Origin of the sequence: Mesorhizobium sp. M6A.T.Cr.TU.014.01.1.1, from assembly GCF_004022765.1 — a bacterium.
In the GTDB taxonomy this organism is placed as follows: domain Bacteria; phylum Pseudomonadota; class Alphaproteobacteria; order Rhizobiales; family Rhizobiaceae; genus Mesorhizobium; species Mesorhizobium mediterraneum.
The window spans coordinates 123449-143804 of the sequence record NZ_RZPG01000011.1 but is presented as its reverse complement, the minus strand read 5'-3'; the positions used below and the strand labels follow the sequence as shown (position 1 = coordinate 143804).

18 protein-coding genes and 1 tRNA gene are annotated in these 20356 nt (G+C 63.2%); 4 read left to right on the top strand and 15 right to left on the bottom strand.

Annotated features, from left to right (window positions below):
* Window positions 1-3: 3 nt before the first annotated feature.
* A complete protein-coding gene (locus EN885_RS14875) occupies window positions 4-1578 on the top strand; it encodes a glycosyltransferase (RefSeq protein ID WP_128242342.1) in 1575 nt (524 codons plus the stop codon).
* Here the strand turns inward: EN885_RS14875 and EN885_RS14870 are convergent.
* Together EN885_RS14870 and EN885_RS14865 are read right to left on the bottom strand one after the other, a co-directional pair.
* Complete coding sequence (locus EN885_RS14870) at window positions 1529-2539, bottom strand: hypothetical protein (RefSeq protein ID WP_206616823.1); 1011 nt, start codon at window positions 2537-2539, stop codon at window positions 1529-1531. The genes EN885_RS14875 and EN885_RS14870 overlap by 50 nt on opposite strands.
* Window positions 2540-2648: 109 nt before the next feature.
* Window positions 2649-4085 carry an aldehyde dehydrogenase family protein gene (locus tag EN885_RS14865; protein WP_206616824.1) on the bottom strand — a complete coding sequence of 479 codons (1437 nt, stop codon included), beginning with the start codon at window positions 4083-4085 and terminating at the stop codon, window positions 2649-2651.
* Window positions 4086-4360: 275 nt separating this feature from the next.
* Here EN885_RS14865 and EN885_RS14860 point away from each other — a divergent pair, with 275 nt between their 5' ends.
* Window positions 4361-5392, top strand: coding sequence for a hydroxyacid dehydrogenase (locus EN885_RS14860; RefSeq protein ID WP_128242340.1), 1032 nt, complete (start codon window positions 4361-4363; stop codon window positions 5390-5392).
* A 29-nt stretch (window positions 5393-5421) separates the two neighbouring features.
* On the opposite strand, the gene EN885_RS14855 is transcribed toward EN885_RS14860, so the two are convergent.
* The 9 genes from EN885_RS14855 to EN885_RS14815 all read right to left on the bottom strand — a co-directional run bounded on the left by EN885_RS14855 (window position 5422) and on the right by EN885_RS14815 (window position 16689).
* Window positions 5422-5907, bottom strand: coding sequence for a hypothetical protein (locus tag EN885_RS14855; RefSeq protein ID WP_095484329.1), 486 nt, complete (start codon window positions 5905-5907; stop codon window positions 5422-5424).
* Window positions 5908-6010: 103 nt separating this feature from the next.
* Window positions 6011-8848 carry a nitrate reductase gene (locus EN885_RS14850; RefSeq protein ID WP_128242339.1) on the bottom strand — a complete coding sequence of 946 codons (2838 nt, stop codon included), beginning with the start codon at window positions 8846-8848 and terminating at the stop codon, window positions 6011-6013.
* Between the two features lie 2 nt (window positions 8849-8850).
* Window positions 8851-9180 carry a nitrite reductase small subunit NirD gene (gene nirD, locus EN885_RS14845; protein ID WP_095485045.1) on the bottom strand — a complete coding sequence of 110 codons (330 nt, stop codon included), beginning with the start codon at window positions 9178-9180 and terminating at the stop codon, window positions 8851-8853.
* Between the two features lie 5 nt (window positions 9181-9185).
* Window positions 9186-11636, bottom strand: coding sequence for a nitrite reductase large subunit NirB (gene nirB / locus EN885_RS14840; RefSeq protein WP_095485046.1), 2451 nt, complete (start codon window positions 11634-11636; stop codon window positions 9186-9188).
* A gap of 19 nt (window positions 11637-11655) precedes the next feature.
* Window positions 11656-12957 (bottom strand): nitrate/nitrite transporter, encoded by a 1302-nt coding sequence (locus EN885_RS14835; protein ID WP_095484332.1) that lies wholly within the window; start codon window positions 12955-12957, stop codon window positions 11656-11658.
* A gap of 55 nt (window positions 12958-13012) precedes the next feature.
* Window positions 13013-13204, bottom strand: coding sequence for a hypothetical protein (locus tag EN885_RS14830; RefSeq protein WP_126103905.1), 192 nt, complete (start codon window positions 13202-13204; stop codon window positions 13013-13015).
* Between the two features lie 397 nt (window positions 13205-13601).
* A complete protein-coding gene (locus EN885_RS14825) occupies window positions 13602-14399 on the bottom strand; it encodes an ABC transporter ATP-binding protein (protein ID WP_095484335.1) in 798 nt (265 codons plus the stop codon).
* A gap of 10 nt (window positions 14400-14409) precedes the next feature.
* Complete coding sequence (ntrB, locus tag EN885_RS14820) at window positions 14410-15306, bottom strand: nitrate ABC transporter permease (protein ID WP_128242338.1); 897 nt, start codon at window positions 15304-15306, stop codon at window positions 14410-14412.
* A 66-nt stretch (window positions 15307-15372) separates the two neighbouring features.
* Window positions 15373-16689: a CmpA/NrtA family ABC transporter substrate-binding protein gene (locus EN885_RS14815; protein WP_128242337.1), complete on the bottom strand. Its 1317-nt coding sequence runs from the start codon at window positions 16687-16689 to the stop codon at window positions 15373-15375.
* Between EN885_RS14815 and EN885_RS34675 the strand changes: the two genes are divergently transcribed.
* Window positions 16676-16804 carry a hypothetical protein gene (locus tag EN885_RS34675; protein ID WP_281035138.1) on the top strand — a complete coding sequence of 43 codons (129 nt, stop codon included), beginning with the start codon at window positions 16676-16678 and terminating at the stop codon, window positions 16802-16804. The genes EN885_RS14815 and EN885_RS34675 overlap by 14 nt on opposite strands.
* Before the next feature lie 244 nt (window positions 16805-17048).
* On the opposite strand, the gene EN885_RS14810 is transcribed toward EN885_RS34675, so the two are convergent.
* Window positions 17049-18287, bottom strand: coding sequence for a CmpA/NrtA family ABC transporter substrate-binding protein (locus tag EN885_RS14810; RefSeq protein ID WP_164897849.1), 1239 nt, complete (start codon window positions 18285-18287; stop codon window positions 17049-17051).
* 2 nt (window positions 18288-18289) lie between these two features.
* A complete protein-coding gene (locus EN885_RS14805; protein WP_128242335.1) occupies window positions 18290-18889 on the bottom strand; it encodes an ANTAR domain-containing response regulator in 600 nt (199 codons plus the stop codon).
* A 216-nt stretch (window positions 18890-19105) separates the two neighbouring features.
* On the opposite strand from EN885_RS14805, the gene EN885_RS14800 reads away from it, so the two are divergent.
* A complete protein-coding gene (locus tag EN885_RS14800; RefSeq protein WP_128242334.1) occupies window positions 19106-19426 on the top strand; it encodes a twin-arginine translocation signal domain-containing protein in 321 nt (106 codons plus the stop codon).
* Between the two features lie 186 nt (window positions 19427-19612).
* On the opposite strand, the gene EN885_RS14795 is transcribed toward EN885_RS14800, so the two are convergent.
* Both EN885_RS14795 and EN885_RS14790 read right to left on the bottom strand, forming a co-directional pair.
* Window positions 19613-19688 (bottom strand) — tRNA-Ala (locus EN885_RS14795).
* A 172-nt stretch (window positions 19689-19860) separates the two neighbouring features.
* Window positions 19861-20250 (bottom strand): TIGR02300 family protein, encoded by a 390-nt coding sequence (locus EN885_RS14790; protein ID WP_095485047.1) that lies wholly within the window; start codon window positions 20248-20250, stop codon window positions 19861-19863.
* Between the last annotated feature and the right edge of the window lie 106 nt (window positions 20251-20356).

Genomic DNA, 20356 nt, shown 5'->3' with positions numbered 1-20356 from the left:
CCGATGATCCCGCCCATCCTGCACCAGACGTGGAAGACCGACAGCGTCCCTGCCCGCTTCCAGGGGTATGTCGAAAGCTGGAAACGGCACCATCCCGGCTGGACGACGATGTTCTGGAGCGACCGGAGGCTGCTCGAGTTCATCGCCGAGCACTATCCGGATTTCCTGTCGATCTTTTGCAGCTATTCACATGGTGTGCTGCGCGCCGATGCGGCACGCTATCTGCTCCTGTACCATTTTGGCGGCGTCTACGCCGACATCGACTGCGAATGCGTCGCCGCTTTCGATCCGATCATGAACGAGGATCGGATCGTGCTCTGTAAGGAACCGGATACGCACGCGCTCGTCCAGGCAAAGTTTCGCGGCCTGCCCTATTTGCTGTTCAACGGCACGATGGCGAGCCCGCCCCGGCATCCCTTCTGGCTGCAGGTCTTGTCGCTGTTGCCGGGGCTGGTCCATGCCAAGGAAGCGCTCGACGCGACAGGCCCCTGTGTGCTGACCTCCGCGCAGCTCGGCTATGGCGACCAGGCGGCCTTCGCCATACACGGCTCCTCCTTGTTCACGCCGGTGGACTCGGCCGGGCGCACGGACGTGCCAGCCGGCAGCGGAGCGCTGACGCTGTCGATCCATCACTGGGCGGGCACATGGTGGACGGCGCGGCCGGCAACGCGGCGGCGCGACAAAGTCCGCAACCACGCCTACCGGCTGTGGCACCATCTGACACGCGGCGCACATCTGGACGAGGCCGCGGCGAAAGCGAGCGTCAGCCAGGCGGCGCTTTCGGCATCGCCGCCGTCAGGCCCGAATCTCGCCATTCTGGTGCCGCTGCGCGATGCCGCCGACCATATCCAGCCGTTCCTCGATGCGCTGCAGGCGCTCGACTACCCTAAGGACAGGATCAAGCTGGTCTTCTGCGAGGGCGACAGTTCGGACGGAAGCTGGGAAAGATTGCAGGCGGCAGTGGCGCCGCTTGCCGGCAGCTATCGTGGCGTCGTCCTGCTGCAAAAGCGTCTGGGCACGCGCCTCGATCGGGCGAAGCGAACGAAACCGCGACAGCAACGCGAGAGACGGGGCGCCATTGCCAAGGTGCGCAACCACCTGATCGATCATGGGCTGGATGCGGACGACGATTGGGCGCTGTGGATCGACATCGATGTGTGGCGATTTCCAAGCGATGTCGTGAATCGGCTGATCGGAAGCGGGCATCGGATCGCGGTTCCCAACTGCGTGAAGATCGCCGGCGGCGACAGCTTCGACCTCAACAGTTTCGTCACCACCCAGCCGGAAAAGAACTATCGCTACTATCGTGAAATACGCGGCGGCCTTTACCAGCCGCCTGCCTATTCCATAGGCCGCCTTCACCTTAGCGATGTTCGGCATCTCGAAAGCATCGGTCTCGATGGGGTCGGCGGAACCATGCTTCTTGTCGACGCCGCCTTGCATCGTGGCGGTCTTCGATTCCCGGAAATTCCCTACCGCGATCTCATCGAAACCGAAGGCTTTGGCGCCCTCGCCAACGATCTGGGCATCAGGCCCGTCGGTCTCCCCAAGCTTGAGATACTCCACGTTCCGTGGTGATTAAGGCCGATCGACGCTGTTCGAGCTCCTGCCGGATCGGTTCCAGATAGGCTCGCGGCCGCAGCCTTTGCCAGACGTAATCGCGATCGGTCAGATGCGCGACCTGGCTGACCCATTGTCGCATCATTTCGGGGTCCCGAACCTGCCGCCAATCGTCGACTATGATGACGGGCAGCCCTTCATAGAGAGGATCGAGCGGCGACGTCCTGGTCACCACGATGCAGCCTAGATACAGCAGTTCCCACGTCCTGTGGCAGTCGAGGCCGCTTCCAGCCGTCGAAACGACCAGCGGGTACTGTGAATAGCGCTCCCAGATCGAGTGCTGCGATAGCCGCCTGTCAAGAAAATCAACATGCGGGCACCCCTTCAGGGCATCGACCAGATCCCGTCGCTCCCTGGGACCCCTGCTCAAGTTGAGATCACAGAATATTCTGAGCGGGCGACGGTCCGGCGCGTCCTGCCGAAGGCGAATGGTTTCGAGAAGCCTCGCAAGCTGTCCGGGCGTGGTAAAGCCACGCATGGTGTGAAGATCGAGGCCGATCGGGAAAGGTTTGAGCTTGGGGTGATCGCCGACGCAGTTCTGGCTGTACCAGGACACCAGGAAAGGATTGGCGAGAAGCCGATCGACGGTATTTTTCGCGAGATTTGACGGCACCGACGCATCGCCATCCGTTGTCACCAGCGCGAACGGCGCCTTGATGGTCGGCAGGGCCACTTCCACGAAAGTGTCGAGATCGCAGACACGCAATTCCCTGGCCCGGGTGCTCAGGCGTAGCCAGACCACGCCATATGCACCGCTATAGTGCTTGCGGAAGAAGGCCTCCGTCTGTGCCGATTCGGTCGGTGCGTATCGATACCAGCGTGGACCGGCAAAATCGCAAAACTGCCCGATGCCCTTAGACCATAACAGCGGCGGAACGCGAAGAAAGGGCAGCGCGGCGGAATGAACCGCCTTTTGCAAGAGCTTTAGCCGACGAAACCTGCCCATCTGCAAGCATTAGCCCAGGCATCAGCGCCGTTGCAACGTGGGCACGGGCATGCTCGCCCGTGCACCCGCTCTGCCGGCTTTATTAGCCGGCGAACGTATAGGCGGTCTTCACCGTAGTGTAGAACTCCGCCGCATAGCGGCCTTGCTCGCGCGGACCGTAGCTCGATCCCTTGCGTCCGCCGAAAGGCACATGGAAGTCGACGCCCGCCGTCGGCAGATTGACCATCACCATGCCGGCCTCCGAATTGCGCTTGAAATGTGTGGCGTGCTTGAGGCTCGACGTGCAGATGCCCGACGTCAGCCCGAACGGCGTGTCATTGGCCACCGCCAGCGCCTCGTCATAGTCCTTGACGCGGATGACGTTGGCGACCGGTCCGAAGATCTCCTCGCGTGAAATGCGCATGGCGTTGGTGGCTTGCGTAAACAGCGCCGGTTGCAGGTAGAAGCCCCGGGTTTCGCGATCGAGCCGCTCGCCGCCGAAGGCCAGATCGGCGCCTTCCTGGCGGCCGATGGCGATATAGTCTTCGTCCTGTTTCAACTGGCTCTGGTCGACCACCGGTCCGATCTGGGTTTTCGCATCGAGAGCGTCGCCGACGACCAGCTTGGCCAGGCGATCTTTCATCGCGTCGACGAAGCGGTCATGGATGCCGTCCGTCACGACCAGGCGGGACGATGCCGTGCAGCGCTGGCCGGTCGAGAAGTATGCGCCATTAATCGCGCAGTCGACGGCGACGGCAAGATCTGCATCGTCGAGCACGACAAGCGGGTTCTTGCCACCCATTTCGAGCTGGAACTTGCGCATGTGCTCGACGCTGGCGGCAGCGACGCGCTTGCCGGTGCCGACCGAGCCGGTAAAAGTGATGGCATTGAGGTCAGGGCTGTCGAGCATGGCCTGGCCGACCACCGAACCCTTGCCCATGACGAGATTGAGCACACCCTTCGGCAGGCCGGCGCGATGCAGGATGTCGACGATGGTCCAGGCGCTCTCCGGAACCAGCTCGGCCGGCTTGAAGACGATGGTGTTGCCGTAGGCCAGGGCTGGTGCGATCTTCCACGCCGGGATAGCGATCGGGAAATTCCACGGCGTGATGATGCCGACGACGCCGACCGCCTCCCGCGTGATCTCGACACCGACGCCCGGCCGCACGCTTGGAACCTGCTCGCCCGACAGGCGCAGCGCCTCACCTGCAAAGAAATCGAAGATCTGGGCGGCGCGCACGGTCTCGCCAACGCCCTCGACCAGCGTCTTGCCTTCTTCGCGCGCCAGCGCCCGGCCTATTTCATCTTTGCGCGCGGTGATCTCATCCGACGCCTTCCTCAGCACCGCATGGCGTGCCAGCAGACCCGATCGCGACCATGCCGGAAATGCCGCTTTCGCCGCCGCGATGGCCTGCCGGGCCTGCTCGGCGCCCCCCGACGCATATTCGCCGACCACGTCGTCGAGATTGGACGGGTTGATGTTGCGGGAGCCGGCATCGCCTACCCACTCGCCATCGATGAGGTTCTTACGAATCGGGATCATGTCGCTATCTTCCTTGTCGTCCTTCGATTGCCGTCTATCTGGACCACCGGCCGCCACACCGCAAGGCCGCCGGCGACAAAGTTCTCCTCCTCGACAGGCATGTGATAAGCAGGTTTCGGAAAAGTGTCCCACGGTTTTCCGATAAAAACCTGCGACAAACAAAAACCTATGCAGGTGAAGCATGGCGAAGCCCCGCAAGCCTGCTTAGGTGTCGCGGCGGCAAAATTTGATTCTAATGTGGTGCGACGCGGATCGCGCCGGGAGGAACTGCCATGTCCGACAGCGCGTTGCCGCTGGTGATCAGCGCGCCCGAGCCACGCACGCTCGACCTGATTTTCACACCTGAGGCACTGGCGAGATTCCGTGCCAAATACCGTATCGTCGAAACGTCGCCCGAAGGCGTCGCCGCCCTGCCGGCCGACGTGCTCGCCGAGGCGCGCTACATTGTCGGCCAGCCGCCGATCGCGCCGGAGACGCTGGAAAGAATGACGGCGCTGCGCTGCGTCTTCAATGTCGAAAGCAACCTCATCATCAACATGCCGTATGAGACGCTGTTTACGCGCGGCATCCATGTCGTCACCACCGGCCTGGTGTTCGCCGAACCCGTTGCCGAGCTCGGCCTTGCCATGGCGCTCAACCTCGCTCGCGACATCGTCGATGCCGATCTCGCCTTCCGGCAGGGCAAGGAGCTGTGGGGCGGAGACGGCAACCGGACGGCGCGACTTCTTTCCGGCGCGGATGTCGGCATCATCGGCTTCGGCGATCTCGGCCGTGCGCTCAACCGGCTGCTGTCGGGCTTTCGCACGCGGACCAAGGTTTTCGATCCGTGGCTGCCGCCGTCGATCCTGATAGAGAACGGCGTCGAGCCGGCGTCGCTCGACACGGTCCTGTCGGAGAGCGATTTCGTTTTCGTCGTCGCTTCGGTGACCAGCGAAAACCAGGGTTTTCTCGGCGCTGAAGCGTTTGCCAGAATGCGCAAAGGAGCCGCCTTCATCCTGCTCAGCCGTGCCGGCGTGGTCGATTTTCCGGCGCTGATGGAGGCCGTTCGCAGCGGTCATATCGTCGCCGCCAGCGACGTGTTTCCGGAAGAGCCGCTGGCGCAGGATCATCCCGTGCGCACGCTGCCCGGCTTCCTGCGCTCCGCCCACCGGGCCGGCGCGCTCGACATCGCCTTCAAGCGCATGGGCGACATGGTGCTGGAAGACATGGATCTGATCGACCGCGGCCTGCCGCCGATGCGTTCGAAGCGGGCCGAACGCGAGACGGTGTCGCGGATGCGTTCGAAGCCGGTCGACAAGAACTGAGCCGTCAAGCCAACGCCTGCACGGGTTTCTCAGATGGTGAACGACCAGAACAGGCAGGCCAGCGTCGCTGCGGCGAAGACGACAAAGAACAGACTTCTCAGCAGGATGTTGCGGCGCAGCTCGTTCATGAAGAGATGGCAGCCGACGACTGCTGCGACAAACAGAAAGCGCCAGTTCAGCAGCGCAGGCAGGATATTGCTTCGATCGAAAGCCCATCTGGCGGCGAGGCAGCCAATGATGGCTGCGAACAACACGACGACTGTCCAGAAGATCGCATCCGCGGCGTTCGTCAGGACGACGCTGGCGGCCCTGATCGGCAGGATCATCATCAGCAGCGCGCTGAAGAAATAGACCGATGCAAGCGGGATAAACGTCCCGGCATCGGCGACGTCGTCCAGGCGTTTTGCGCCGATCGCACCATAGGGATAGCCATGCTGGGCCACTGCCAGGCTGAGCGCCATTAGCAAAGCCGTCAATATGGCGACCAATGCGAATGAAGTGAGGGCTTTGCTCATGAGGGTCCTGTTCGGAACGAATCGAATAAGGACGTTCGTAGCCCATGGTTTGTAAATTGCTGGTAAGCGTCGAGGCCCGGCGTGACAGAGTTCCTCGACGCAATCACTCCGCCGCTTGAAGGCGTCGCGCCTCGATGATGGTCCTGATCTCGGCGCGGCAGGAGCCGCAATTGGTGCCGGCATTCAGGGTGGCGCCGATCGCTTCGACGCTGCTGCAGCCGCCGCGCACCGCTTCCGCGATCTGATTGGCGCCAACTCCGAAGCAGGAGCATACGATGGCGCCCCGGTCGGCGCGATTGCCGCCCGGCCGCCCGGCGACGATCGCCAGCCGCCCGCGCCGATCGGCATGGTCCGCGCTCAACTGCTCCACCGCCCAGCTGCGCGACACCGCGACCGGCTTGGGCGCAAGATAGAGCGCGCCAGCCAGCCGGCTGCCGGCGAAGCGGGCAAAGCGATAGTTCCCGCCGGTGACGTCATGATAGGCGAGCGTCTCGCCTTGCGCGTCCGTCCCGAAAAGCGAGCCTGCGAAAGCCGGCCAGTCCCGGCCGGCTTCCAGCGCAAGCTCGAGGCGCCAGCCGGCGGCGCAGCGGGCGAGGCTCCAATAATCAGCGTCGATCGAGGCCGGCCGTTCGGCAAACACGGCGAAGCCGAAGGCGGCAGCAGCGAAGCGTTCCGCGCGGGCAGCAACATTCTTCGAAGCCGGCTGGCCTGAAATAGCATCGGTGATGGGCGCCACCAGCGCATCGACGCGAGCGCGCGCTGAGAACTGGTCCGTCCAGTGCATCGGCACGAAGACCGAGCCTGGCCGCTGCCGCGCTGTCACCAGCGCGCGAACCAGCACCTCGCCATGCGCAGTCGAGACGCGCACGATGTCGGCATCGCCGATGCCGAAGTGCTGCGCATCCGCCGGGTGGATTTCGACGAAGGGCTCGGCCATGTGCTGGGACAGGCGCTGGCTCTTGCCAGTCCGCGTCATGGTGTGCCAGTGGTCGCGGACGCGGCCGGTGTTGAGGATTAGTGGATACTCCGGGCTGGTGCGGGTTTGCGCTGTCGGGCGGACGGCGATGAACTTCGCTTTGCGGTCGGGTGTGTAGTAGCCGCCATTGGCGAAGAAGCGGGTGCTGGGTGAGCTACGTCCAGCTTGAACACCCCCCTCTGGCCTGCCGGCCATCTCCCCCTCAAGGGGGGAGATTGGCGGTTTTGCCGGCTGCGCCCACTCATCAACCTTGGAGACTGGCGAAAGCCGAGCAGCAGGCTGATCTCCCCCCTTGAGGGGGAGATGGCCGGCAGGCCAGAGGGGGGTGCCTGGGCTCGGCGCTGGCCATTGGAAAGGCACCAGCGCGTCGTAGTCTTCTCCATCGGTCCCGGCGTACGCGCCTATATCGAAATCGCGCGCGCCGTCATTCTCGAATGCCGACAGCGCGGCGTGCTCAGCAAAAATCTCCCCTGGCGACGCATGCGAAAACGCTTCGCCAAAACCCATCCGCTTGGCCACTTCGGCGACGATCCACCAGTCGGCTCTTGCCTGGCCGGGCGTGGCCAAAAAGGCGCGCTGGCGCGAGATGCGGCGCTCAGAATTGGTGACGGTGCCGTCCTTCTCGCCCCATGCTGCGGCGGGCAGGCGGACATGGGCGTGGCGGACCGTGTCGGTCTTGGCCAGCACATCCGACACCACGACAAACGGGCAAGCCTTGATCGCCGCCTCGACGGCATCGGCATCCGGCATCGAATCGACGGGGTTGGTCGCCATGATCCACAGCGCCTTGATGCGCCCGTCGGCCACAGCCTGAAACATCTCGACCGCCTTCAAGCCGGGTTTTTCGGCCACAGTCGGCGCGTCCCAGAAGCGCTGCACGCGGTCGCGATGTTCGGGGTTTTCGATCTCCATATGGGCAGCCAGCATGTTGGCCATGCCGCCAACCTCGCGACCGCCCATGGCGTTGGGCTGACCGGTCACCGAAAACGGCCCGGCGCCGGGCTTGCCGATGCGGCCGGTGGCGAGATGACAGTTGATAATGGCGTTGACCTTGTCGGTGCCCGAGGACGACTGGTTCACGCCCTGGCTGTAGACGGTCACCGTCTTGTCAGTCGCGGCAAACAGGCTGTAGAAGCGGCCAAGCTCGTCCTCGCTCAAGCCCGTGGCAGCGGCGATACCGGCAAGGTCGAGCGCCGAGGCGGCGAAAAGGGCTTGCCCGAAGCCGGTCGTGTGCGCCGTGATATAGGTGCGGTCGAGCGCGTTATGCTGGCCGAGATAGGCGAGCAGCCCTGTGAACAGCGCGACATCGCCATCCGGCGCGATCGCCAGATGCATGTCGGCGAGATCCGATGTCATGGTGCGGCGCGGGTCGATCAGCACCACTTTCATCTCGGGCCGTTTTTCACGGGCGGCGGCGATGCGCTGGTAGAGCACCGGATGGCACCAGGCGAGATTGGAGCCGACCAGCACGATGAGGTCGGCGAGTTCCAGATCCTCATAACTGCCCGGCACCATGTCGGAGCCGAAGGCGCGGCGGTGGCCGGCAACCGATGAGGCCATGCACAGGCGCGAATTGGTATCGATATTGGCCGAGCCGATGAAGCCTTTCATCAGCTTGTTGGCGACATAATAGTCTTCGGTCAACAACTGGCCGGAAACGTAGAAGGCGACCGAATCGGGGCCGTGCTCGGCAATGGTGTGCGAGAAGGTCGACGCGACGAGGTCGAGCGCTTCGTCCCAACCGGTGCGGCGACCGTGGATCTCCGGATAGAGCAGCCTGCCGTCGAGGTCGATCGTCTCGGCCAGCGCCGAGCCCTTGGAACAAAGCCGGCCGAAATTGGCCGGATGGTCGGGGTCGCCGCGGACGGTCACCTCACCGTCCGCAGCGACCTTCGCCAGCACGCCGCAGCCCACCCCGCAATAGGGGCAGGTGGTCCTCACCTCGCGCGCTTCGTCGATCTTCATGCTCAGGCCGCGCGACTGGCCAGCGCTTCTAGCGCAATGAACAGACGCTCGCCGTCGATCCGCACCGGAATGGTGCGCACCGCACCTTCGTCGGCGCCGAGCGCCTTGCCGGTCTCTAGCGAAATCACCCAATTGTGCAAGGGACAGGTCACCGCCGCGCCATGGACGATGCCTTGGCTGAGCGGCCCGCCCTTGTGCGGGCAATGATCTTCGATGGCGAAGACCTGGTCCTCTGCCGTGCGGAAGACCGCGATCTTACCTTGAGGCGTGGCGACGCAGCGCGCGCCGCGGCGCGGAATGTCTGATATCGAGCCGATTGATATCCAGTTCATCATGATCACTCCGCCGCCTGCGCGAAGCCGACCGAAGCCATCGGCCGGAACTCGTGCTTGTCCTTGCCGGAGACGCGTTCCGACCACGGATCGACCTGCGCGAATTTCTGCGAAAAGACGAAGCGGTCGAAATAGGCCTTGCGCTTCTCGCCATCGTCCATGATCTGGCGCTTGATCTCGGCGATGCCGATGCGCTTGGCCCATTTGTAGATGCGCTCGAGATAGCGGCCCTGCTCGCGATACATCTGCGTCAGCGCCACGATATGCTCCAGCGCCTCGTCCTCGGTCTTGACCAGGCCGAGCACCTCTGTGCCCTTGATGTCGAGGCCGGCGGCCCCGGCGAAATGGATCTCGTAGCCTGAATCGACGCAGATCACGCCGACATCCTTGCAGGTTGCTTCCGCGCAGTTCCTCGGGCAGCCCGAGACCGCCATCTTGACCTTGGCGGGCGTCCACGAGCCCCACATGAATTTCTCGATGCGGACACCGAACCCCGTCGAATCCTGCGTGCCGAAGCGGCACCAGTCCGAACCAACGCAGGTTTTCACCGTGCGCAACCCTTTGGCATAGGCGTGGCCGGAGACGAAGCCAGCCTGGCCGAGATCGGCCCACACCGCGGGCAGGTCTTCCTTGCGGATGCCGAGCATGTCGATGCGCTGTCCGCCGGTGACCTTGACCATCGGGATCTCGAACTTGTCGACGACGTCGGCGATGGCGCGCAGTTCGGCGGCATTGGTGACGCCGCCCCACATGCGCGGCACCACCGAATAGGTGCCGTCCTTCTGGATGTTGGCGTGGACGCGCTCGTTGATGAAGCGCGACTGGTAGTCGTCGGCATACTCGTCCGGCCAGTCGCAGACCAGATAGTAGTTGAGCGCCGGCCGGCATTTGGCGCAGCCGCAGGAAGTGGTCCATTCCAGCTCCTGCATGACGGCGGGGATGGTCTTCAGGCCCTTGGCCTTGATCAGCCGGCGGACTTCGTCGTGGCCGAGCGTGGTGCAGCCGCACATCGGCTGCACAGCCGCCGGATTGTATTTGTCGCCGATGGTCAGCACCATCAACTTTTCGACCAGCCCGGTACAGGAGCCGCAGGAAGCGGACGCCTTGGTGTGGGCACGCACGTCGTCTAGCGAGGTCAGGCCCTTGGCCGTGATCGCGCCGGTGATCTTTCCCTTGCAAACGCCGTTGCAGCCGCAGATTTCCGCATCATCCGGCAAGGCTGCAACGGCCGCCATAGGGTCCAGGGAGGCGCCTCCTTGGTATGACTGGCCGAAGATAAGCGTGTCACGCATTTCCGATATGTCGGTCTGCTTCTTCTTGAGGTCGTTGAACCAGGCGCCGTCGGCCGTCTCGCCATAGAGCACGGTGCCGATGATGCGGTCATCCCTAAGCACCAGCCGCTTGTAGACACCGGCCGAAGCATCGCGCAGCACGATTTCCTGGCGGTCGTCGCCCTCGGCGAAATCGCCGAGCGAGAACAGCTCGATGCCGGTGACCTTGAGCTTGGTCGGCGTGTCCGAATGGACGAAGGCAGCAGCCTCGTCGCCGGCGAGTTGGCTGGCAGTGACGCGCGCCATCTCATAGAGCGGCGCGACCAGCCCGTAGACCTGGCCACTGACCTCGGCGCACTCACCGAGCGCATAGATGTCGGGATCGTTGCTGCGCATGCCGGCATCGACGACGATGCCGCGATTGACGGCAATGCCGGCTGCCTTGGCGATTGCGGCGTTCGGCCGGATGCCGACCGCCATGACCACCAGCGTCGCCGGGATGATGGTTCCGTCGGCAAGTTCCACCTGCTCGACCTTGCCGTTGCCCGTGATCGCCTGGGTGTTGGCCTTGGTGATGACCTTGATGCCGCGTTCTTCAACCGCGCGTTGCAGGAGATAGCCGGCGGCGGGATCGAGCTGGCGCTCCATCAGCGTCGGCATGACGTGCAGCACGGTGACGTCCATGCCTTGCGCGTTGAGGCCGGCCGCGGCCTCCAGCCCGAGCAGGCCGCCGCCAATGACCACAGCCTTGGCCCGCGACTGGGCGGCAAGCATCATGGCCCGGACGTCGTCCAGATCGCGATAGGTGAGCACGCCCGGCAGATCGTGGCCGGGCACCGGGATGATAAACGGCACCGAGCCGGTGGCGATGACCAGCTTGTCGTAGGGCTCGGTCACGCCATGATCGGAGGTGACTGTCTTTGCCTGCCGGTCGATGGCGACGATCTTGTGGCCCTTGTAGAGGGTGATGCCGTGCTTGATGTACCAGCCGTCGCCATGGATGATGATCTCCTCATAGGCCTTCTCGCCCGACAGAACCGGCGACAGCATGATGCGGTCGTAGTTCACGCGCGGCTCGGCGTTGAAGATGGTGACCTGGTAGCGCCCAGGCGCCTTTTCCAGGAGATGCTCCAGCATGCGCCCGGGGGCCATGCCGTTGCCGATGATGACGAGTTTTTCGGTCATATCCTGATCCACTCCGGTCTCACTCAGCCGCGTAGGAAAGGCCTGAAGCTTCGGCAGACGCCGTGCGCTCCATCCGCCGGATGGAAAAATGCATCCAGGCAAAGCAGGTGGCGACGATGACGAAGAGCAGCATGAAGCAGCTCGACCAGACGCCGGTGAGGTCGTTGAGCGCGCCGAAGGCGATTGGCAGGATAAAGCCGCCGAGCCCGCCAATCATGCCGACAACGCCGCCGACCGCGCCGACACTCTGCGGGTAGTAAGCCGGGATGTGCTTGTAGACGGCGGCCTTGCCAAGGCTCATGAAGAAGCCGAGCACGCAGGCAACGGCTATGAAGGTGAGCGGGCCGATCTCGAAATGGAAGGCGATCGGCCCGCTGATGCCATGCACGACGTAGTCTGCCGAGGGGAGAGACAGAACGAGAGTCGCGCCGGCACTGACAGCGAAGGTCCAGTAGAGCACGGTGCGGGCGCCGATCCGGTCGGAAAGCACGCCACCATAGGCGCGGAAAATACTTGCCGGAATTGAATAGGCCGCGCCGATCATGCCGGCGGTCGCAAGCCCGAAGCCGTAGACGCCGATCAGGTAGCGGGGCAGCCACAGCGACAGCGCGACGAATGCACCGAAGGCGAAGAAATAATAGAAGGCGAAGCGCCAGACCTGCAGATTCTTGAGCGGCGCGAATTCCTGCAAGAAGCTTCTCGCGGGCGCTGCCTTGCAGGCACGGCGCTCGCGGATGACCGGATCGTCGCCGGTCGTGAACCAGAAGACGGCGGCCATGACGACGAGTGCTGCCGCCCAGATTAGCGCGACCGACTGCCAGCCCCAGGAGAGAAGCACGAACGGTGCCAGGAACTTGGTGACTGCGGCGCCGACATTGCCGACACCGAAAATGCCAAGCGCCGTGCCCTGCCTGCCGGCCGGAAAGAAACGCGAGACATAGGCGACACCGACGGCGAAGGAACCGCCGGCGAGCCCAACGCCTAGCGCGGCGACCAGCATCTGTCCGTAGGTGTGCGCAAAAGCGAGCAGGAAGGTAGCGACCGCCGCCGCAAGCATGGTCGCGGTGTATACCAGCCGTCCGCCAAAACGGTCGGTCCAGACACCGAGCACCATGCGCACGAGCGAACCGGTGAGGATCGGCGTGCCGACCAGCAGGCCGAACTCCGTCTCGTTCAACCCAAGGTCCTGCTTTATACGCACGCCGATGATTGAAAAGATCGTCCACACCGCGAAGCAGACGGTGAAGGCGATGGTGGACATCACAAGCGCCTGCTGGGGAGCACTGTCCTGGCTGGGCGCGGCTGGGAGATTTGCGGTCAATGTCTGGCTCCGGCTTGCGGCGTGGGAGGCACCGCGGATGTTTGTGGGTGAATGATCAGCGGCGCGGCATCGGCGCGTGCAACGAGACCGGGCTCGCCACGGTCGGGTCTTTGCTTTCCGTCTTTGCGCCGACGGGAAACAGCAGGAGCGCGGCGGTGAACAGCGCCGCCGTCAGCGCGCTGCTGGCCAGAAAATCGCGGCGCGTGAAGTCCGCGAGGGACGCGCCAGTTCCGATCCGTTTCGTCATCGTCGTCTCCGGTTGGGCGCCGCTTGGGACCAGCGCCGTCGATCGCGTAAAAACAAAAAAGCCGCCGGCCAGGTCTTCGCGCGTCCGTCTATCCGGGATCGCGTATGACCTGAGCGGCAGCTTTGCCTGTGGCGCCCGCCATTGGACGCCGTGTCACTTGGCCCTTGCGGACCTACATTCTAAAAAGCAGGAAGCGTGCCAATTCGACAGCGCTCTAGATTACCGAATGAAATCAATGTGAACCGCAGCCGAGCGATTTTTGACCAAGCCCAGCATCGGATCAAAGATTAGTCAGAATGCCTTGCGCAGCAGCATAATATTTGTGCAATGCGATAGATTGCCCATTGCCGATGCAGATTGCCAATTGTCGATGATGACGCGTTTTTCGGTCATGGCCTTATTCCGCGGCTTCGACGAAGCGGTGGCGTTCGTAGAGGAACTTCAGCACCGCCTCGCGGCAGCGCAGGAAGGTCCGGTCGGAGGAAAGCTCGATGCGCCGGCGCGGCCGGGCGAGCGGCACGGGAAGCACCTCGCCGATGGTTGCCGCCGGGCCGTTGGTCATCATGACAATGCGGTCGGACAACAGCACCGCCTCGTCGACGTCATGGGTGATCATGATCGTCGTCGAGCCAAGCCGGGAATGGATATCCATCACTGCGTCCTGCAGATGGGCGCGTGTCAGCGCGTCGAGCGCGCCGAACGGCTCATCGAGCAGCAGGATCTTCGGCTCCATGGCCAGCGCGCGGGCGATGCCGACGCGCTGCTTCATGCCGCCCGAAATCTCAGCCGGACGCTTGTCCCTGGCATGCGCCATCTGCACGAGGTCGAGATTGCGCATGATCCAGTCATGCCGCTCGGCCCGGGTCCTGGTGCTGCCGAACACCTTCGACACCGCCAGGTTGATGTTTTCGTAGACGGTGAGCCACGGCAGCAGGCTGTGGTTCTGGAACACCACGGCGCGCTCGGGACCGGGGCTGTCGACCTCCTTGTCTTCGAGCAGGACCGCGCCGGCGGACACTCTCGTCAACCCGGCGATCAGGTTGAGCAAGGTCGACTTGCCACAGCCGGAATGGCCGATGATCGAGACGAATTCGCCCTTGTCTATGGTCAGCCGAATGTCCTTCAGCACCTCGCTGACCTGGCCGCCGCGGGCGAAGGATTTGTCGATATGGTCGAGTTTCAGGTAGGCCGTCATCGCTCTCTCCTCACTTTGCCGTTGTGCCGCGGGTGACGAAGGCGCCGACCGCCGCGACCAGGCGGTCGAGGCAAAAACCGGTGACGCCGATATAGGCGAGCGCGACGATGATGTCGGGCAGCCGCGACGAATTCCAGGCATCCCAGATGAAGAAGCCGATACCGACGCCGCCTGTCAGCATTTCGGCCGCGACGATGGCAAGCCAGGACAGGCCGATGCCGATGCGCAGGCCGGTGAAGATGTAAGGTGCCGCGGCCGGCACCATGATCTTCACGAAGAATTCGAGCTGGTTGAGCCTGAGGATTCGGGAGACGTTGCGGTAATCCTCTGGAATGTTGCGGACGCCGACGGCGGTGTTGATGATCACCGGCCAGATCGAGGTGATGAAGATGACGAAGATCGCCGACGGGCTGGAATCGCGGAAGGCAGCCAGTGACAGCGGCAGCCAAGCGAGCGGCGGCACGGTGCGCAGAATCTGGAACACAGGGTCGAGGCCGCGCATCGCCCAGATCGACTGGCCGACTAGAGCGCCGAGCGCGACGCCGACGATTGCAGCCAGGCCGAAGCCGATGGCGACCCGCTGCAGCGAGATCAGCACTCGCCAGGCCAGTCCGATATCCTGCGGACCATAGTCGAAGAACGGATGGGCGATCAGATCGTAGGCCTCGTTCCAGACCTGGCTCGGTGGCGGCAAGCTGGCATTGGGCGACGAGCAGGCGATCTGCCAGATGACCAGCATGACGGCGATAACGACTGCCGGCGGCACCAGCGTGCTCGCCAGTTTGCCAGCGATCGCGGCGGGATCGAAGCGGCGCCTCACCTTGGCGGTGAAAGCTATAACCTCTGCGGGCTTGGCAGGCGTGGGGAACGCCTTCACCTTGCTGTCCTCGATGGTTTGGATAGACATTTCGCAAAAAGCTCCCTGAGAACGTGGAGTGACAGGCGGCGCCAACGGCGCCGCTTGCCGTCGACGTCAGGCCGATGCCTTGATCTTGAGGCTGTCGAGATAGGCGGACGGGTTGGCCGGATCGAAGATCTTGCCGTCGAAGAAGGTCTCCACGCCGCGCGACGAAGAGGCCGGGATATCGGCCGCCGCGACGCCGAGGTCCTTGGCCGCCTCGCGCCACAGATCTTCGCGGTTGACCTGATCGACCAGCGCCTTGATGTCGGTGGTCGCCGCGAATTTGCCCCAGCGGATGTTCTCGGCGAGGAACCAGCTGTCGTGGCTCTTGAAAGGGTAGGACACGCCACCCTTCCAGAACTTCATGTAGAGGTCGGTGCCGGTGGCAACGCGGCCATTGCCGTAGTTGATGTCGCCCTTGAGGCGCCCGATGATGTCGGCGGTCGGCACGTTCATCCATTGCCGCTTGCCGATGATGGCCGCCATCTCGTCCTTGTTTTCCATGGCTTCGCACCATTGCTGGGCTTCCATGACGGCCATCAGGATCGCCTTGGTGGCGTTCGGGTTCTTGTCGATGAAGGCGGCGCGCAAACCGAGCGCCTTTTCCGGATGGCCTTTCCAGAGCTCGCCTGTTGTGGCCGCGGTGAAGCCGACGCCCTGGTGGACGAGCTGCTCGTTCCATGGCTCGCCGACGCAGAACACGTCCATGTTGCCGACCTTCATGTTGGCGACCATCTGCGGCGGCGGCACAACGATAGTCGAGACGTCCTTGTCGGGATCGATGCCGCCGGCGGCCAGCCAGTAGCGCAACCAGAGATCATGGGTGCCGCCCGGGAAGGTCATGGCGGCCTTCACCTCCTTGCCTTCGGCCTTTTTGGCGGCGAAGGCGTCCTTCAGCTTGGAGGCATCGAGGCCGACGCCGGTGCCGGCATATTCCTGCGCGACGGAAATCGCCTGGCAGTCGTAGTTCAGCCGCGCCACGAGCGCCATCGGCATCGGCTGGTTGTTCTGCGTCACCTTGCCGGTGTGCATCAGGTAAGGCATCGGCGTCAGGATATGGGCGCCGTCGATGCCGTTGGCTTCGCCGCCGAGCATCAGATTGTCGCGCGTCGCGCCCCAGGAGGCCTGCTTGAGCACCTCGACATCGGGCATGCCGAATTTTTCGAACAGGCCCTTCTCCTTGGCGATCATCAGCGGCGCTGCATCGGTCAGCGCGATAAAGCCGAGCTTGGCGCCGGTGACTTCCGGAGCTGCCGTCGCCGCATAGGCGCCGGACGGCAGCAGCGCGCGCGCCGCCGCCAGCGTTGCCGCGGTGGCCGCGCTCATCATCAGGAAATCGCGGCGGGTGACGCCCTTGAGGGCGGATTGGGTTTTGATGCGTTTCGTCATCGTCGTCTCCCGTTGGGCACTGCTTGGGATCAGCGCCGTCGATTGCGTGTTCGGTCAAAACAAAAAAGCCGCCGGCCAGGCCGCGCGCGTCCGTCCATCCGGGATCGCGTGTTGACCTGAGCGGCAGCTTTGCCTGTAGCGCCCGCCATTGGACGCCTATTCCGTGACCCCGAGAAGAGTCTGCCTATTGCAAAGCAGGAACCGTGCCAGTTTCGGAATGGCTGACAAACATCAATGAGATCAACGGCATGCCGCAATCGTCGGCGCGCTGGCCTGCTGGGCGAGCAAGCCAAAGATTGTTCATTAGCGCAGGCGCACGCATAATTTTTGTGCAATGCACAAGAATGGCGCGAAAATGATCAGGCTTCGGCGCGCGCCAATTTCTGCCCGGCAATGTAGGCGTCGATCTCGTCGGGATCGAATATCTGGCCATCGAAGAAACCATCGGGGCCGAGCACCAGACTGGCGCCGGCGGAGCCGACAGGTGTGGCCGACGCCAGCGCGCCCTCGACCTTAGAATTGGCGCCGGGAAGTGCGACGCCGAGCGGCTTCAGCGCCGACCGGTAAAGATCGGGGCGGTAGCAGTCGCGGGCAATAGCGAGGTTTTCCGGCGTGTGCGCGACATGCCCCCAGCGCACCATCTGCGTATAGAACCACAGCGCGTGGCTCTTCCATGGAAAATTCGCTGCCTTGCCGAAAGGAAGAAAGAAGTCCTCAACGGCCAGTTCCGCGCCACCGCCCAGCGCTACATGTCCGGTCAGGATCGGCATCTGCAGCGCCGGCGAAAGACCGAGAACGGAAGGCTGCGCCATGAGGGCGGCCAGTTCGCCGCGGTTTGCCGGATCCTGGCACCAGCGGGCCGAATGATGCAGCGCGCGCAGCAGCGCCGCCAGCGCATCCGGATTCTGCTCCGCCCACGCCTTGCGCACGCCGACCACCTTTTCCGGGCTGTTGCGCCACAGCAGCGCCTTGATGGTGACGATATGGCCGGTGCCGGCAACGACCGAGGCGCTGTTCCAGGGTTCGCCGACGCAGTAGCCGTCGATCCTGCCGGCGGCGAGCGCGTCGGCCATGAAGGGCGGCGGCACGATGACGATTTCTATTTCGCGCGACGGATCGATGCCACAGGCCGCGAGCCAGTAGCGCAGTTCGTAATTGTGTCCCGAGTGCGGATGCACGACCGCAAAGCGCAGCGGGTCGCGACCGGCATTTGCCCGCTCACGGATCAGCACCCCCAAGGCCTTGCCGGCTCGCGCCGGATCGAGATCGGGCAACGCACCATGCGCGACCATGCCCGCCCAGAGCGTGTTCGAAATCGTCACGCAGTTGCCGCCCAGTCCCAGCGAGAACGGCACGATCGTGTCGGAGGCGAGCGGGGTGAGCCCCAGATTGCAGGCGATCGGCATCGGTCCCAGCATATGCGCCAGATCGAAATGCCCGATCGCTATGCGGTCGCGGATGTTGGCCCAGGATGTCTCGCGGCTGAGCGTCAGATCGACGCCTTCGCGCGCGGCAAAGCCGATCTCTCTCGCTGCAACAAGAACCGCGCTGTCGAACAGCGGTATGAAACCGGCATTGATCTGGTGTTCGGCCGCCATGCTCAACTCTCTCCGGGATCCAGAAGGCCTGCGGCCGTCACCAGACTCTGCGCGATTTCGCTGATTTTGCGGTTCTGGTTCATCGCGGTCTTACGCAGAAGCGAATAGGCTGCGTCCTCCGACAGGCCGCGCGACCTCATCAGGATGCCCTTGGCGCGGTCGATGACCTTGCGGTCCTCCAATTCACCGCGGGCTTCTTCCAGCTCGCGCGCCATCCGCGAGAAGGCGTTGAAGCGACTGATCGCCATGTCGAGGATCGGCTTGACGCGCTCCTGGCGCAGCCCGTCGACGACATAGGCGGAGACCCCCGCTTCCACCGCGGCCTCGATCGAAGCCTGATCCGACCGGTCGACGAACATGGCGATCGGCCGCTTCACCACGCGCGAAAGCTGGAACATGTTTTCAAGCATGTCGCGGTTCGGATTTTCGAGATCGATGACGATTACGTCCGGCTCGATCTCGGCGATGCGCCGCGCTATTCCCGCAACATCGTGAACGACCGTGACCTGCTCATGCCCGGCCTCCCGCAATCCCGCCTCGATAATGGAGGCGCGGATGTGGTTTTCGTCGATCACCAGGACGGTGAGGGATTTCCGGATCATGCCGTATTTTGCGCACGCCGCGCGATTGTGCAATGCGGCACGGCAATAATCGACGCAGTCATCTCTTCGAATTCAGAGGGACCGCCATATGTTCGCGGAGCCGACCCGTTAAGCTTCTTTAAATACCATTAGTAGGGCTGACTTTGGTTTTTGTATCCACTGCGCTATCTTCCAATTGCGAACCTTGTCTCGCTGGCTAGAAGATTGGAGGTTTCCATGGATCGGCGATCATTTTTGACAGGAGTGTTTGGCATTGCTGGGGCAGTAGCCCTTGTGAGCGCAGTTCGGCCCATCAACGCAGTAGCCGGTGTACCGGACGCCAGAAGCGGCATTCTCGATGAACTCGACGCGCCGGATATAGAAACCTTCGAGGACGACGATACTCAAGCAGAGCCGGTCCGCCATCGGCGGTGGCACCGCAGGCGGCGGCGCAGGCGGCGCGCTTGGAGAAGGGTCTGCCGTCGTTACTGGCGGAATGGCTATCGGCGCGTCCGGTGCCGTCGCAGGCGTGTTTGGGTCTGGGATTGGTATTATTAGCAAATAGTGCTGAAAACCCCGGTGGTTGCCGGGGTTTTCGTTCCAGGCGACCGCTAGGAACCCTGCGGCGGATGTCACCGCAAGGTGTTGACTAGCAGAAATCCAGCGAACAGGGGGACCGCCCGGTTTTGTGAGGCCTGCCAGTGACAGGCAGGCCTAAAGAGACTGATTTCCGTAGGAGAAAACTGGTGGAGCCAATCGGAATCGAACCGACGACCTCTTGAATGCCATTCAAGCGCTCTCCCAACTGAGCTATGGCCCCACTTCCGGCAGTCTACCGGCGCCGTTGCCGGCGAAGAGATCCGGCGCGGGTTGAGACCGCGCCGTTAGTGCAGGCGGCTTCTAACCCCGCCTTCCGTCAATATCAAGCCTTCAAGAGCGGCTTTTTCTTAAGACGCCGCGAAAGTCGGCGGGCGCTCGCGTCAGAGGCCGGATCAGACTTCGTCGTCGTCGTCGCCGACGCCGATCATGTCGGCGACATCATCGTCTTCTTCCTCTTCGTCGGCGAGGAAAGTATCGTCGTCGTCATCGCCGAGGTCCACATCGTCCTCGTCATCGCCGAGATCGGGAAGATCATCGGCTTTCGCATCCTCGTCCGCCTCTTCGAGGGAGACGACCTCGACACCCTCTTCCTCCTCGGCGTCCGCTTCCTTCTCGGCAACTTCCTCTTCCTCCTCGATGGGGGCGACCTTGCCTTCCTCGAAATAGGAACGTGGATAGCTCTTGCCGGTATAGGGCGAGACGACCGGATCCTTGTTCAGGTCGTAGAATTTTTGACCCGTTTCGGGGTCGATGCGTTTGGTGCCAAGTTCGGGTTTTGCCACAGCAAGCCTCGTCGATGAAAGTTTGGTCCCCATAACCAGAGTTTACGGCGCTGTCAAAGCCTAAAGCCAACGTCATAAATCCCGGTGTTGAGAGACCTGTTGCAAG

Bases quoted from the DNA above. Each gene is read 5' to 3' on its own strand.
- EN885_RS14875 (WP_128242342.1), top strand. From the start codon at position 4: ATGATCCCGCCCATCCTGCACCAGACGTGGAAGACCGACAGCGTCCCT.
- EN885_RS14860 (WP_128242340.1), top strand. From the start codon at position 4,361: ATGTCCGACAGCGCGTTGCCGCTGGTGATCAGCGCGCCCGAGCCACGC.
- EN885_RS14855 (WP_095484329.1), bottom strand. From the start codon at position 5,907: ATGAGCAAAGCCCTCACTTCATTCGCATTGGTCGCCATATTGACGGCT.
- EN885_RS14850 (WP_128242339.1), bottom strand. From the start codon at position 8,848: ATGAAGATCGACGAAGCGCGCGAGGTGAGGACCACCTGCCCCTATTGC.
- nirD (WP_095485045.1), bottom strand. From the start codon at position 9,180: ATGAACTGGATATCAATCGGCTCGATATCAGACATTCCGCGCCGCGGC.
- nirB (WP_095485046.1), bottom strand. From the start codon at position 11,636: ATGACCGAAAAACTCGTCATCATCGGCAACGGCATGGCCCCCGGGCGC.
- EN885_RS14830 (WP_126103905.1), bottom strand. From the start codon at position 13,204: ATGACGAAACGGATCGGAACTGGCGCGTCCCTCGCGGACTTCACGCGC.
- EN885_RS14825 (WP_095484335.1), bottom strand. From the start codon at position 14,399: ATGACGGCCTACCTGAAACTCGACCATATCGACAAATCCTTCGCCCGC.
- ntrB (WP_128242338.1), bottom strand. From the start codon at position 15,306: ATGTCTATCCAAACCATCGAGGACAGCAAGGTGAAGGCGTTCCCCACG.
- EN885_RS34675 (WP_281035138.1), top strand. From the start codon at position 16,676: ATGCGTTTCGTCATCGTCGTCTCCCGTTGGGCACTGCTTGGGATCAGC.
- EN885_RS14815 (WP_128242337.1), bottom strand. From the start codon at position 16,689: ATGACGAAACGCATCAAAACCCAATCCGCCCTCAAGGGCGTCACCCGC.
- EN885_RS14810 (WP_164897849.1), bottom strand. From the start codon at position 18,287: ATGGCGGCCGAACACCAGATCAATGCCGGTTTCATACCGCTGTTCGAC.
- EN885_RS14805 (WP_128242335.1), bottom strand. From the start codon at position 18,889: ATGATCCGGAAATCCCTCACCGTCCTGGTGATCGACGAAAACCACATC.
- EN885_RS14800 (WP_128242334.1), top strand. From the start codon at position 19,106: ATGGATCGGCGATCATTTTTGACAGGAGTGTTTGGCATTGCTGGGGCA.